Origin of the sequence: Vibrio celticus (assembly GCF_024347335.1) — a bacterium.
GTDB classification, from domain to species: domain Bacteria; phylum Pseudomonadota; class Gammaproteobacteria; order Enterobacterales; family Vibrionaceae; genus Vibrio; species Vibrio celticus.
In genome coordinates, this window is record NZ_AP025463.1 from 1,238,628 (window position 1) to 1,251,962 (window position 13,335).

Consider the following 13,335-nt stretch of genomic DNA (forward strand, 5'->3'; position numbering starts at 1 on the left):
CATGAAAACACTTAAAGTGGCCACAGGGCTGTCGTGTTTAGCCCTACTGACAGCTTGTGAAGATAAACAAGTGGTAGAAGTGGATAACACACCCTTAGTTAAAGCCGTCGAGATTTCAGTCATCGATTTTAGCGACAAGCTCTATTTCCCAGCGGTCGCGAATGCGGCTGAGAAAGCTCATCTTAGTTTCCGAGTGGCGGGTGAAATCTACAAGCTTGATGTTAAAGAAGGCGAACGTGTTTCTGCTGGTGACATCATTGCAGAGCTTGACCCAACCGATTATCAATTGGATGTGGACAATGCTCAAGCGCGTTACACGGTAATTAACAGTCAATACCGACGTTCGAGTCCGCTAGTGAAGAAAGGCTTATTGGCTAAGTCGCAATTCGATGAAATTGCCGCTCAACGCCAGATTGCTTATGCCGAGTTGGAACTGGCGAAACTGCGCTTATCGTTCACTATGCTTCGTGCGCCTGTTGATGGGATTATTTCTCGAGTCAGTGTCGACCAATATGAAAATATTCAGGTAGGCCAACAGATTGTGAACATTCACAGTGTTGAGGATGTCGAAGTTGTGATTCAGCTCCCTGACCAAATTTATGTGAATCAACCCAATGAAACGCTCCTCTCGAACGTGGAAGCTGTAGTGAGAGTGCCAAGCGGTAATGAATACACCGCAGGTATTAAAGAGTTCACCACTGAACCCGATCCAAGTACGGGTACCTTCACGGTTACATTAGCTTTGCCGATGCCAGAAGACGATTTGATTCTTGATGGTATGGCCGTAGATGTGACTTCAAACGGGCGGGATATCGGTTTGGAGCTAAAAGCTGGTGTACTTATTCCGATCGAAGCGGTATTCAATGCAGACGGTGATGAACTGGATCGTAAAAACTCTTATGTGTGGGTTCTTAACGACGACAAGACAGTCTCGAAACAACAAGTCGTGTTAGGCAAAGCAAACCAGGAAACATTGCAGGTAATGAAAGGATTGGAAATGGGGCAGCATGTCGTTGTTGCAGGCGTATCGCGATTGCGAGATGGGATGACAGTGGAAGTATTGTCTCAGGAGACGAACAATGAGTGAAGTAAATAACAAGCCCCAAAATGACGATCAACAGGGTGATGATCAGATCACAGGTGTTGCTTCTTACTTTATACGTAACAAAGTCATTAGCTGGATGCTATCTCTGATCTTTCTTATTGGTGGTGTTTCAGCATTCTTCGGTTTGGGGCGTTTAGAAGATCCTGCCTTTACCATCAAAGATGCAATGGTCGTGACTTCATACCCGGGGGCAACGCCTCAGCAGGTGGAAGAAGAAGTTACCTACCCACTAGAGAAAGCGATTCAACAGCTTACCTATGTCGACGAAGTGAACTCTATTTCAAGCCGTGGCCTGTCTCAGGTAACGGTAACGATGAAGAATAACTATGGTCCGGACGATCTTCCGCAAATTTGGGATGAACTTCGCCGAAAAGTGAATGATCTTAAGGTTGAACTGCCACCTGGGGTCAATGATCCTCAAGTCATTGATGACTTCGGTGACGTTTACGGGATCTTGCTTGCGGTGACGGGTGATGGTTATAGCTACAAAGAGCTGCTGGATTACATTGATTATCTAAGGCGAGAGCTGGAGTTGGTTGATGGGGTCAGTAAGGTCTCTGTTTCTGGTCAACAACAAGAGCAAGTATTCATTGAGATATCGATGAAGCGGATAAGCTCCTTAGGTCTGTCTCCAAGCACGGTATTTAATCTTTTATCGACTCAAAATATTGTATCAAGTGCGGGTGCGGTAAGAATTGGCGACGAATACATTCGAATCCATCCAACGGGTGAGTTCCAGAATGTTGAACAGCTTGGTGATTTGATTCTGACAGAAGGCGGCGCTCAAGGGCTTATCTATCTAAAAGATGTCGCTGATGTAACTCGTGGTTATGTTGAAGTTCCAAGTAATATCATTGGATATAACGGCAAGCTCGCACTCAACCTTGGTGTCTCTTTTGCGCAAGGCGTAAATGTGGTTGCCGTGGGTGAAACGTTTGACCGACGACTTGCTGAACTTAAATACCAACAACCCGTCGGTATCGACATTTCAGAGGTTTATAACCAACCTAAAGAGGTGAACAAGTCGGTAAGCGGATTTGTGGTGAGTTTAGGGCAGGCGGTTGCGATCGTAATCGTGGTGTTACTGTTCTTCATGGGACTACGGTCGGGACTGTTGATTGGCTTGATATTGTTGTTGACCGTTTTTGGTACCTTCATTTTCATGCAGTACTTCAAAATCGATCTTCAACGTATTTCACTGGGCGCGTTGGTTATTGCCTTGGGGATGCTGGTGGATAATGCCATTGTGGTGGTGGAGGGGATATTGATCGGCACGCAGAAGGGACGAACCCGGATGCAGGCCGCCACTGATATCGTGACCCAAACCAAATGGCCACTGCTTGGAGCAACGGTGATTGCGGTCACCGCGTTTGCTCCAATTGGTTTGTCTGAAGATTCAACGGGCGAATACTGTGGCACCTTGTTTACGGTGCTATTGATTTCATTGATGCTGAGTTGGTTTACTGCTATCTCGATCACGCCGTTTTTTGCAGATATCTTCTTCAGAGGACAGAAGGTTGATCCCAATAATGACGGCAAAGACCCATACAACGGGATGGTTTTTGTTATCTATAAAAACTTCCTTGAGTTCTGTATGAAACGCGCGTGGTTAACCATGATCGTTCTGGTGATTGGTTTAGGTGCGAGTGTGTACGGTTTTGGTTTCGTTAAGCAAGCCTTCTTCCCGTCTTCAACCACACCTATGTTCCAAGTGGATGTGTGGATGCCGGAAGGTACCGATATTCGAGCGACCAATACCAAGCTTAAAGTGCTTGAAAGTTGGCTAGCAGAGCAGGACGAAGTTGAACATATCACGACAACGGCGGGTAAAGGCCTGCAACGTTTCATGCTGACTTATGCGCCAGAGAAAAGTTATAGTGCTTACGGCGAGATAACGGTTCGTGTGAAGAGCTACGAAGTACTTGAAGGGCTAATGAAACGCTTCCGTGATCATGTAAATGGTCAGTTCCCAGAGATCGACTACAAGCTTAAACAGATCGAATTAGGTCCTGGTGGCGGTGCGAAAATTGAAGCGCGAATTGTGGGTTCTGATCCAACGGTTTTACGTTCAATCGCTGCTCAAGTGATGGACATTATGCGAGCTGATGAAGGCGCGTTTAACGTTCGTCACGATTGGCGTGAAAGAACTAAGGTATTAGAGCCTCAGTTCAATGAAAGCCAAGCGCGTCGTTATGGTATTACCAAATCTGACGTTGATGACTTCCTTGCAATGTCTTTCTCTGGTAAGTCGATTGGTGTGTATCGTGATGGTACTACGCTGATGCCTATTGTGGCTCGTTTACCTGAAGATGAGCGAATTGATATTCGCAACATCGAAGGTATGAAGATTTGGAGTCCGGCATTAAGCGAATACATTCCGTTGCAGCAAGTGACGCTTGGCTACGAATTAGAATGGGAAGATCCACTTATCATCCGTAAGAACCGTAAGCGCATGCTGACGGTAATGGCCGACAACGACCTATTGGGTGAAGAAACGGCTTCGACGTTACAGAAACGCTTACAGCCACAAATCGAAGCGATTGAGATGCCACCAGGTTATTCGTTGGAGTGGGGTGGTGAATATGAGTCATCTGCTGATGCACAAGCGTCACTGTTTACCACTATGCCGATGGGGTACCTGTTCATGTTCTTGATTACCGTGTTCTTGTTCAACTCGGTCAAAGAGCCGCTGATTGTTTGGCTAACGGTTCCATTAGCGCTAATCGGGGTAACGACAGGCTTATTAGCCTTGAATACACCATTTGGTTTTATGGCATTGCTAGGCTTCTTGAGTTTATCCGGGATGCTTCTTAAGAACGGTATCGTATTGCTTGATCAAATTGAGATTGAAATTAAATCAGGTAAAGACCCTTATGTTGCGGTAGTTGATGCAGCATTGAGTCGTGTTCGTCCAGTATGTATGGCAGCGATTACAACGATTCTAGGTATGATCCCGTTACTGCCTGATATCTTCTTCAAGCCGATGGCGGTAACCATTATGTTTGGTTTAGGCTTTGCTACTGTACTCACGCTAATCGTAGTACCTGTGCTGTACCGTTTATTCCATAAAATTGAAGTGGCTTAACGTCAACTGACCTTTGAAATAATGCCCCTAATTGGGGCATTATTTTTATATACCGATTGATAAAAAGAGAATACAAAAATGGACGTAAATATATCAGATAGAACTTGTGCCTGGGCGCTTAAACATGAGCTCGAAAGGGAGTACCACGACGCAGAGTGGGGCGTGCCTGTTTATGATGACCAAGTTCTGTTTGAGTTCATTACTTTAGAAGGCGCTCAGGCGGGCCTAAGTTGGATTACGATCCTAAAAAAGCGTGAAGGGTATCGTGCCGCGTTCGATAATTATGATCTCAACAAGTTAGCTGAGTTGAATGAAGACAACGTGCCGCACATCATTGAAAACTTCGATGTGGTTAAACACAAGGGCAAGATTGCCTCTGTATACAACAATGCACGAGCAACGCTTGAATTACAGAAAGAGTTCGGATCTCTTTCTAATGCCTTATGGCAATTTGTCGATAATGAGGTGATCGTGAATCAATGGACTGAGATGTCTCAAGTTCCCGCTTCTACCGAGCAATCTAAAGCGATGAGTAAGTTTTTAAAGAAGAGAGGCTTTAAGTTTGTAGGGGAAACAATCTGTTACGCGTTCATGCAAGCGACAGGCATGGTTAATGATCACTTAGTCGGTTGTCGACATAAATAAAATATTATTTCTAACTCCGACTTATTGTCATGGGCGTTAAACAGAAAAAGGCAGCCAAATATCCTAATAAACATGCCACTCGCTCTTAAGCGAGTGGCATTAAGGAATACCCTGCCTTTTTGGTCTGAGTCTATTAACGCTTTAAATTAAACGAGCGCGTTGTAACGCTCTAATCCCGCTTCTAGGTCTGCAATCAGATCATCAACGTCTTCTAAGCCGATATGAACGCGGATCAAGGTACCTTCGAAGTTCGGATTCGCTACTGTTCTTAGGCTATCAAAACTGTTCGGTTCGTTCGCTAGAATCAAACTCTCAAAGCCGCCCCATGAGTAACCCATACTAAAGTGCGTCATACCATCAAGTAGATCTGTGGTTGCTTTTGTATTTGAGTTTTTCAGTACGAAAGAGAACAAGCCATTCCCGCCAGTGAAATCTCGCGTAAAGAACTCATGGCCAGGGCAAGACTCAAGTGCAGGGTGACGAACATGGTCAACCTCAGGGCGAGTTTCTAACCATTTTGCGACTTTCAAGCTGCTCTCTGCGTGTTGGCGTAGGCGAACATCAAGAGTACGAATACCACGTAGACCGAGGTAAGCGTCATCTGGCGAAACACATTGTCCCATCAAGTAGCTCTGTTCTCTCAGTTGGTCCCAACATTTTTCATTGGCTACCGCTGTCCCTAGCATCACATCAGAGTGACCAACGATGTATTTAGTCGCTGCTTGGATAGAGATATCAACACCGAATTCAAACGGTGAGAAGTTAACACCGGCTGCCCATGTGTTGTCTAACATAACAATGATGTCATGTTCATGAGCAATACGCGCAAGCGTTGGAATGTCTTGAACTTCCATGGTGACTGAACCCGGAGACTCGGTAAATAGAACCTTAGTGTTTGGCTTAATAAGGTCTTGGATGCCTTCACCAATCGTTGGCTCGTAGTAAGTCGTTTCTACGCCCATCTTCTTCATGATGGTGTCACAGAAATCACGCGTCGGTTCGTAGCATGTATCGACCATCAGAATATGGTCACCAGTTTCTACAAAAGAGAGGATGGCATTAGAAATGGCGGCCGTACCACAAGGGTAGAGCGCACAGCCAGCGCCGCCTTCCACTTCAACCATGGCATCTTGGAAAGCGAAATGAGTGTTGGTTCCACGACGTCCGTAAAAAAGCGTTTTGTTAGCGCGATTAATCGTAGCCTTGCGCTTTTCTTCTACTGAGTTGAACACGACAGTTGAAGCGCGCTGCACTGGTGGGTTAACGACACCATTGGTCCACTTCTTATCACGACCTGCAGTGATCAGCTTAGTGGTTTTGTTCTCGGACATGCTGTGAATTCCTTATCAATCGGTTATGTCCTATTTAAAACATGCCAATAGCCTTCAAAGCAAGAGTGAGGCGGGAGTTTTTATGCTTTTCTTTTGCTTTTTAACCTTTCACGTCGTTTATCGTGAAAGGTTAAAAATCAGATAGTCAGTGAGAGATGAGTCGGCATGGACCCATTGATTGGATTACAGCAGTGGATTGAACAGATAGAACAATCTTTCGAAGAAGCGGTTACGCAGGTTTCTCTGCTCCCACTGCTCGAGTTCTACTGGGTGCGATGACTCGATGTAAGATTGCTGAAGTTCAGATAGCTGCTGAGTGAAGTGCACATCGTCAACGGCTAGCGTCACTTCGAAGTTAAGCCATAAACTGCGCATGTCGATATTGACCGTTCCGATTAAACAAAACTCTTCATCAATCACTACTGACTTAGTGTGAAGAAGTCCACCGTAAAACTCGTAAATCTTCACGCCAGCTTCAAGCAGTTCAGTATAAAACGCGCGTGAGGCCCACTTAACCATCAATGAATCGTTGTTATGTGGGATGATCAGTTCTACGTTTACACCGCGTTGCGCTGTCATTTTGAGTGTTTCTAATAAATCGGCACTCGGTACAAAGTAGGGGGTTGTGATACGAACTGAATGGTTTGCTTGATTAATCGCAATGGTCAGAACTTGTAGGATCAAATATTCCGGCATGCCCGGGCCTGATGGTACTACCTGAACAGGGTGATGCGTCATAACCTCTTCAACAGGACACTCTGGTAAATCAGGAAGGATTCGTTCACCTGTTTCCACTTCCCAATCCCAACCATGAATGGCCGACAGCACATTAACGGTAGGGCCAGTTACACGAACCATTACGTCAATCCACTGACCCACACCTGAACTCTGTTTGAAGTGAGCAGGATCAACCATGTTCATTGAACCGGTATAAGCAATGGTTTCATCAATCACAATGATTTTACGGTGCTGCCTTAGATCTAGGCGGCGTATCAAAATACGCCAAGGGCTAACCTCTAGTGCTTGTACAACTTGCACACCGGCGTCTTTCATCATTGAACGCCAGTGGCTTTTGAAAAAGCGTGGGCTACCTGCAGAGTCAAGCAAGACTTTAACATCCACGCCACGTTTCGCAGCTTGAATGAGTGCGGAAGCAACCGAATCCGTTAAGCCTCCAGGGTGCCAAATATAGAAAACCATCTTGATACTGGTTTGGGCGTTTTCTATATCTTCAATAATTGCGTGTAAGATCTCATTGGGAGACGCTTGCAGTGAAAGTGTGTTTCCGCTGAGTGCAGGAATGCCCATTCGATTATTACAAAGTTCATCGATCTTGTGGATAGGGGAGCCAACCTTTCCTGGCAGGTGGAGCTGGCAATCATCTAGTTTTCGGAACCAATCACCAAACGGAGTAAACATGCGGTGAGCGCGCTCAGCCCTTTTTCTGCCTAGGTTTAGCTCTCCAAAAAGGAAGTAACAAGCGACACCTACAATTGGGATAATGTAGATAACCATCAACCACGCGAGAGAAACGCTGACAGAGCGTCGTTTTAGTACGACACGGAAAGTCACACCGGCTACAAGCACCCAGTACAAAGCGACAGAGGCTAAAGTTAAAAAATGGTAGAGCTTTTCCACATTGAATACTCGAAAAAAGAGACACTTAGATAATAATGCTATTTTGCGGATATGGGAATTTAAGGAATCAACTATTTACAAATTAGAGCTAAAGCTGTAAACAGGTAATAGTTGTTAAGTTTTGGTTAACTTAAGACGAAAACGATTGTTTTGTATGAAAAGGCGGCATTTAACCATAAAAATTTACATTGGTAACGAAATATGTACGGTTCGGGCTTCCAATTTTATTCTTAAACTGGTTTACTTGCCAGATAACGAGCGTCAATCAAATCTTTTAGGTGTGTAAATTTTTTTATACGCCTTATCTTTTAAAGACGCCACCCAAAGCAAAACACAACATCACATAACACAAAAGTTTGGAGTACACGTGGCTACTAGTAATACAACCACAACACCCCGCGATACCTGGGGTTCGAAGTTAGGATTCGTAATGGCTGCAGCAGGTTCTGCTGTTGGTCTAGGTAACATTTGGAAATTCCCTTACACAGCAGGCGAAAGTGGCGGCGGTGCATTCGTTGCAATTTACCTGTTTTTTGTAATCTTCATCGGTTTCAGTGTAATGCTGACTGAATTTGCGATTGGCCGTCATACGCAAAAATCAGCAGTAGGTGCATTCAAAACAACTGACCGTCGTTGGACGTTCGCTGGTGTTATCGGCGTAGTCAGTGGTCTACTTATCATGGGTTTCTACCCTGTAGTTGGTGGCTGGTCTATCGCATACATCGGTAAGATTGCTGGTGGTCTACTAGATGCACCTGAAGCAATCGGTGACAGCTTCGGTGGCTTTATCTCAAACCCAGTTCAACCACTTATGTGGATGGGCTTATACCTACTACTTAACATTGTTATTGTTATGAAGGGTATCTCTGGTGGTATTGAGAAAGCGGGTAAGATCCTGATGCCACTTCTTTTCATTATCCTTATCGTGGTATCAATCAAAGGCATCATGCTTCCGGGCGCGATGGCTGGTCTTGAATTCCTATTCAGCCCTGATTTCTCTAAAGTAGACAGCGGTGTAATCCTAGCTGCACTAGGTCAAGCATTCTTCTCACTATCTCTTGGTATGGGTTGTATGTTGACTTACGGTTCTTACCTTAAGAAGAAAGAGAACCTAGTTCAAACTACGGCTATGGTTACGGCAATGGATACAGGTGTTGCTATCCTAGCTGGTGTTGCAATGTTCCCTGCAATGTTCGCATTCGGTATGGAGCCTGCAGCTGGTCCTGGTCTAGTATTCGTTGTTGTTCCTCAGCTATTCGCTGAAATGGGCGGCGTAGTTGGTCTTCTGTTCGCTCTAATGTTCTTCGTTGGTCTGAGTGTTGCGGCACTGACTTCTTCAGTATCTCTACTTGAAGTTGTGGTTTCTTACCTAATCGATGAGAAAGGCATGAAGCGTGTGACTGCAGTACTGTCTGCAAGTGTAGTAATGGCGATTCTATGTATCTTCGCTTCTCTATCACTTGGTGGCTTCGGTCCTACACTGTTCGGTACTGGCGCATTCGACATCTTCGACCTACTAACTGATAAGATCTTCCTAGCCGTTGGCGGTATGTTGGTATGTATCTTCGCTGGTTGGAGACTAAACCGTGCTGACCTTGAGAAAGAAATCACTAACGACGGTGAAGTATCTTTCCCTCTATTCGGCCTATGGTACACACTAGTTAAGTACATCATCCCAGTAGCTATCGCTATCGTAGCGTTCATGGGTATCTCTTCTGGCTTCGACAGCGGTAAAGGTGCAATCATGCTACTAGGTATTGGTATTATTGCTGGCTCTGCGGTCATCTCTAAGAAGCTATAGTTCTAAGAAACTAAAGCTCTTAGACGATACAATCGCGAGTTAAAGTAAGTTAAGAAACGGGAGCCATTGGCTCCCGTTTTTTTGTTTTAAATACTTAATTCTTATCGAAAAATAAAAGTTATGCATTCACTAAAGTTATCCGTTTGCTAGCCGATATATTTATTGGTTAGGGCTGTTCAGTCCGTATTTAATTTAGGTAGGTGTTGTGTGAAATTATCGGTGAGAAAGAAACTGTATGCCGGTTTTGGCTCTATATTGGCGGTGCTTGTCACGTTAGTCAGTATTGTGTGGATAGAAGTTATTGGCGCCCATAAAAGTGCTGATGAGATCAGAATGGACGATGTACCGGGCACTGTTACCTATCTTGTTCTGATAGATGAAGCAGGGGATGTCTACCGAGATGCGTTGGGTGCGATCATTCAGGCTGATAACGCGCTGAACGATTATCGAACCAATAAGAAGGAATTTGCTCAAGCTATCGAGCAGGCGAAGCGTTTGGAGAGTAGAGGTTCGGAAGACCACCGCCGTATTCAGCGAATTGAAGACCTGATGGGGCGTTTCACTCAAGAGTTTGAATCAAAGCTAGTGCCGAAGATCAATGATGAAGCTGCGCTACTAGCCAACATTCAACAGCTACGATCTTTGTATGAGAGCAATCTCATCCCTATTGAAAACTTACTGGATCAAGCGTCAGCAAGTGAGCGTGCAGATACAGAACAGTCACTACTGACACTAACCGATACGTTTACCACCATCGAACGTACCATCATGGTGTTGTCTGCTATTGCGATTGTCTTTGGTTGTGTGATTGCGTATCTACTATCTAGCTCTATTACCAATCGTCTGACTCGTGTTGAACAAGTTGCGCGACGCGTGGCAAATGGGGACCTTACCGCTGGAGATATTGTTGATGATTCTGGCGATGAACTGGCCGATCTTGCTACGTCGATTAACCAGATGCAGAAATCTTTGGTCGACCTATTGGGTTCAATCTCTTCTGTGACGAACCAAGTTCAATCGGTGACCGGTGAGCTATCATCAATCAGTAAAGACATCGTTTCTGGTGCCTCTGCGCAAGCTGATAAAGCTAACCTGATTGCGACTGCCGCAGAAGAGCTAAGCTTGACCATTTCTGAAGTCGCTCAGCAAGGTACTTCTACTTATGAAGAGGCGCGTCGCTCAGAAACGTCAGCAGAAGATGGTCGCAACGTGATTGTTGAGATGGTGGCGAGTATTCAACAAGTGTCGACTCAAATGAGTGACATGTCGCTACAGATGAACACGCTGGGTTCGCATGGTGAGCAGATTGGTAGCGTTATTAAGGTAATCGAAGACATTGCTGAGCAAACCAACCTGTTAGCTCTTAACGCTGCCATTGAAGCGGCACGTGCTGGCGAGTTTGGACGTGGCTTTGCGGTGGTTGCCGATGAAGTACGCGCGTTAGCAGAAAGAACAACCAAAGCGACACAAGAAGTCTCGGGCATCATTCAATCGATTCAATCGGGCACTCAAGAAGCGGTAACTTACACTCAAGACAACTGTCGTTTAGTTGAGATTGGTGTCGAGCAAAGCTCAGGTGCTGTTTCTGCGCTAGAGGCGATTGTGAGCGGTGCGGGCAATGTACAAAGCATGGTTAACTCGATTGCGACTGCGGCAGAAGAACAGACAGCGGTGACCAAAGAAATTGCAGCGGACATTACCGCGATTAGCGATATCTCTGAGCAATCTCTGCAGCTAGCAACTCGTAGCTCTGAAAATACATCAGGCTTGAACGCTAAGGTTGCTGAGCTAGAAGCATTAGTCGGTAAGTTTAAACTGGCGTAAAGCGGTGGCTTGGTTCTATTTAGCGAGTGGTAATCGAGTAAAGACCAAGCACTGATCGCTTGTTGCTGAAAAGAAGCCCAACGATTCAATGTTTATTGAGTGAGTTGGGCTTTTTCGTAGCTGGAATCTGGGTTCAGACGCGGTATACTCCACCTTCTACAATGGAGCTAGCCTTTACATGTTCGATATTCTTCTGAACCACTCTGATTTTTTACTTATCAATAAGCATCCTGGAGTCAGCGTCCACAAAGACGATGGCGATACCATGTTGCTTCAAGAAGTTGCTAAGGCAATTAATGAGCCTAAGCTGTATCTCGTTCATCGACTTGATAAAATGACCTCGGGCATTCTGCTGCTGGCAAAAAATGCGTCGGCAGCGAGCGAGCTTTCACAGCTATTTGCAAAGCGTGAAGTAGAGAAATACTACCTTGCGATCGGTTCTAAGAAGCCAAAGAAAAAGCAAGGTTTGATCTCAGGAGACATGGAGCGTTCACGACGCTCAAGTTGGAAACTTCTGACATCCAAAGAGAACCCTGCGATTACTCAGTTTTTATCAGCAACGGCTGAACCCGGTGAGCGTTTGCTGTTATGCAAACCCTATACGGGGCGAACTCACCAGATCCGTGTCGCGATGAAGTCGATCGGCTCAGCCATTGTTGGTGACCCTATTTATAATCCATCGAGTGAGGCTGACAGAGGTTATCTGCATGCCTTCGCGATTCGATTTACCTATCAATCACAAGCCTACGAATATGTCTGTGACCCAAGGAGCTTAGACTCTTTGGGAGAGAAGTGGCATCAAGAAACCGTGTCGAACGGTTTGGACAGTTGGCTTGAACCTTGGTCATTAACTTGGCCAAAGCTAAACACTAAGTGAGTGAAATAATGGAAGCATCAGCTTTACCTCTGTTTTTTAGTCATATTGAACAGCAACTTAATGAAGTACCAAACGAGCTACGCCGTATTTTCCACGGGCGCGGTAAGTTTTGGCCTGGTCTAGAGCAACTGACATGTGACTGGGTTGATGGACAACTACTGGTTAACGTGTTTAAAGAAGTAGACGATGAATTCTTGTCATCTCTAAAAGCTGGATTGGTTGAACTCACCAACAAAGATATCTGGCAATCAAAGCAGGGCACAAGCATTGTTCTACAACACCGTTATGCCGATGGCGCGCCTTCAGAGGTTCTATGGGGCGAGTTGAATGACTCTCCGGTTGTGGTTGAGCACGGTCTTAAGTACCAATTAGACATTGGCCGCAATCAGAACTTCGGTTTGTTCCTAGACATGCGTAATGGTCGTCAGTGGGTACAAGATAATGCTAAGGATAAGAACGTTCTTAACCTGTTCGCATACACTTGTGGTTTCTCTGTCGCGGCTATCGCTGGTGGCGCTCGTCAATGCATGAACGTGGACATGTCACGTGGCTCGCTAAACAAAGGCCGCGATAACCACCGTCTGAATGATCACGATATGCGCTCGGTTAACTTCCTTGGCTACGATATCTTTAAGTCGTGGGGAAAAATCAAGAAGGGCGGCCCTTACGAGCTAGTGATCATCGATCCACCTTCGTTCCAAAAAGGCAGCTTTGCTCTAACCAAAGATTACAAAAAGATCTTACGTCGTTTGCCTGAACTTCTAACTGAAGGCGGTGAAGTGATTGCTTGTGTGAATTCACCAGCAGTATCGCCAAACTTCCTGATTGAGACGATGTCAGAAGAAGCACCAAGCGTTGAATTCATTGAGCGTCTAGACAACCCGCCTGAGTTTGTCGATGTCGACCTTGATTCAAGCTTGAAGGTTCTGAGATTTAAAATTAACGCTTCTGCAGATGCCTAATTAGGTTTAAGTATTAGCTAGAATATAACAACGCCGCTCATCTGAGCGGCGTTTTTGTTTATGAGGA

Annotated in this window: 9 protein-coding genes; 7 read left to right on the forward strand and 2 right to left on the reverse strand. The window is 45.3% G+C overall.

The genetic code is table 11. The annotated features are described in order from the left end of the window. Position 1 precedes the first annotated feature (1 nt). The 3 genes from OCV19_RS05840 (at position 2) to OCV19_RS05850 (ending at position 4,835) form a co-directional block, all read left to right on the forward strand. Positions 2–1,087: an efflux RND transporter periplasmic adaptor subunit gene (locus OCV19_RS05840; RefSeq protein ID WP_019824281.1), complete on the forward strand. Its 1,086-nt coding sequence runs from the start codon at positions 2–4 to the stop codon at positions 1,085–1,087. After that, complete coding sequence (locus tag OCV19_RS05845; RefSeq protein ID WP_065675730.1) at positions 1,080–4,190, forward strand: efflux RND transporter permease subunit; 3,111 nt, start codon at positions 1,080–1,082, stop codon at positions 4,188–4,190. Before OCV19_RS05840 ends, OCV19_RS05845 begins: the two co-directional genes overlap by 8 nt. Positions 4,191–4,268: 78 nt before the next feature. Further along, the gene (locus tag OCV19_RS05850; protein ID WP_065675729.1) at positions 4,269–4,835 is read left to right on the forward strand and encodes a DNA-3-methyladenine glycosylase I; all 567 of its coding nucleotides are present in this window, start codon (positions 4,269–4,271) and stop codon (positions 4,833–4,835) included. Between the two features lie 146 nt (positions 4,836–4,981). Here the strand turns inward: OCV19_RS05850 and OCV19_RS05855 are convergent, their stop codons facing one another. Further along, complete coding sequence (locus tag OCV19_RS05855) at positions 4,982–6,166, reverse strand: cystathionine beta-lyase (protein WP_065675728.1); 1,185 nt, start codon at positions 6,164–6,166, stop codon at positions 4,982–4,984. Positions 6,167–6,349: 183 nt separating this feature from the next. After that, entirely contained in the window at positions 6,350–7,804 is a 1,455-nt protein-coding gene (gene cls / locus OCV19_RS05860; protein ID WP_065675727.1) for a cardiolipin synthase, read from the reverse strand. 367 nt (positions 7,805–8,171) lie between these two features. Here cls and OCV19_RS05865 point away from each other — a divergent pair, with 367 nt between their 5' ends. The 4 genes from OCV19_RS05865 to OCV19_RS05880 all read left to right on the forward strand — a co-directional run bounded on the left by OCV19_RS05865 (position 8,172) and on the right by OCV19_RS05880 (position 13,268). Beyond that, complete coding sequence (locus OCV19_RS05865; protein WP_019824266.1) at positions 8,172–9,605, forward strand: sodium-dependent transporter; 1,434 nt, start codon at positions 8,172–8,174, stop codon at positions 9,603–9,605. A gap of 207 nt (positions 9,606–9,812) precedes the next feature. Then, a complete protein-coding gene (locus OCV19_RS05870; RefSeq protein WP_065675726.1) occupies positions 9,813–11,429 on the forward strand; it encodes a methyl-accepting chemotaxis protein in 1,617 nt (538 codons plus the stop codon). Between the two features lie 178 nt (positions 11,430–11,607). Next, positions 11,608–12,306 (forward strand): TIGR01621 family pseudouridine synthase, encoded by a 699-nt coding sequence (locus OCV19_RS05875; RefSeq protein ID WP_048609419.1) that lies wholly within the window; start codon positions 11,608–11,610, stop codon positions 12,304–12,306. 8 nt (positions 12,307–12,314) lie between these two features. Further along, positions 12,315–13,268 (forward strand): class I SAM-dependent methyltransferase, encoded by a 954-nt coding sequence (locus tag OCV19_RS05880; RefSeq protein ID WP_065675725.1) that lies wholly within the window; start codon positions 12,315–12,317, stop codon positions 13,266–13,268. Positions 13,269–13,335 lie beyond the last annotated feature (67 nt).

Coding starts and splice junctions, on each gene's coding strand:
- OCV19_RS05840 (WP_019824281.1), top strand. CDS start 2: ATGAAAACACTTAAAGTGGCCACAGGGCTGTCGTGTTTAGCCCTACTG.
- OCV19_RS05845 (WP_065675730.1), top strand. CDS start 1,080: ATGAGTGAAGTAAATAACAAGCCCCAAAATGACGATCAACAGGGTGAT.
- OCV19_RS05850 (WP_065675729.1), top strand. CDS start 4,269: ATGGACGTAAATATATCAGATAGAACTTGTGCCTGGGCGCTTAAACAT.
- OCV19_RS05855 (WP_065675728.1), bottom strand. CDS start 6,166: ATGTCCGAGAACAAAACCACTAAGCTGATCACTGCAGGTCGTGATAAG.
- OCV19_RS05875 (WP_048609419.1), top strand. CDS start 11,608: ATGTTCGATATTCTTCTGAACCACTCTGATTTTTTACTTATCAATAAG.
- OCV19_RS05880 (WP_065675725.1), top strand. CDS start 12,315: ATGGAAGCATCAGCTTTACCTCTGTTTTTTAGTCATATTGAACAGCAA.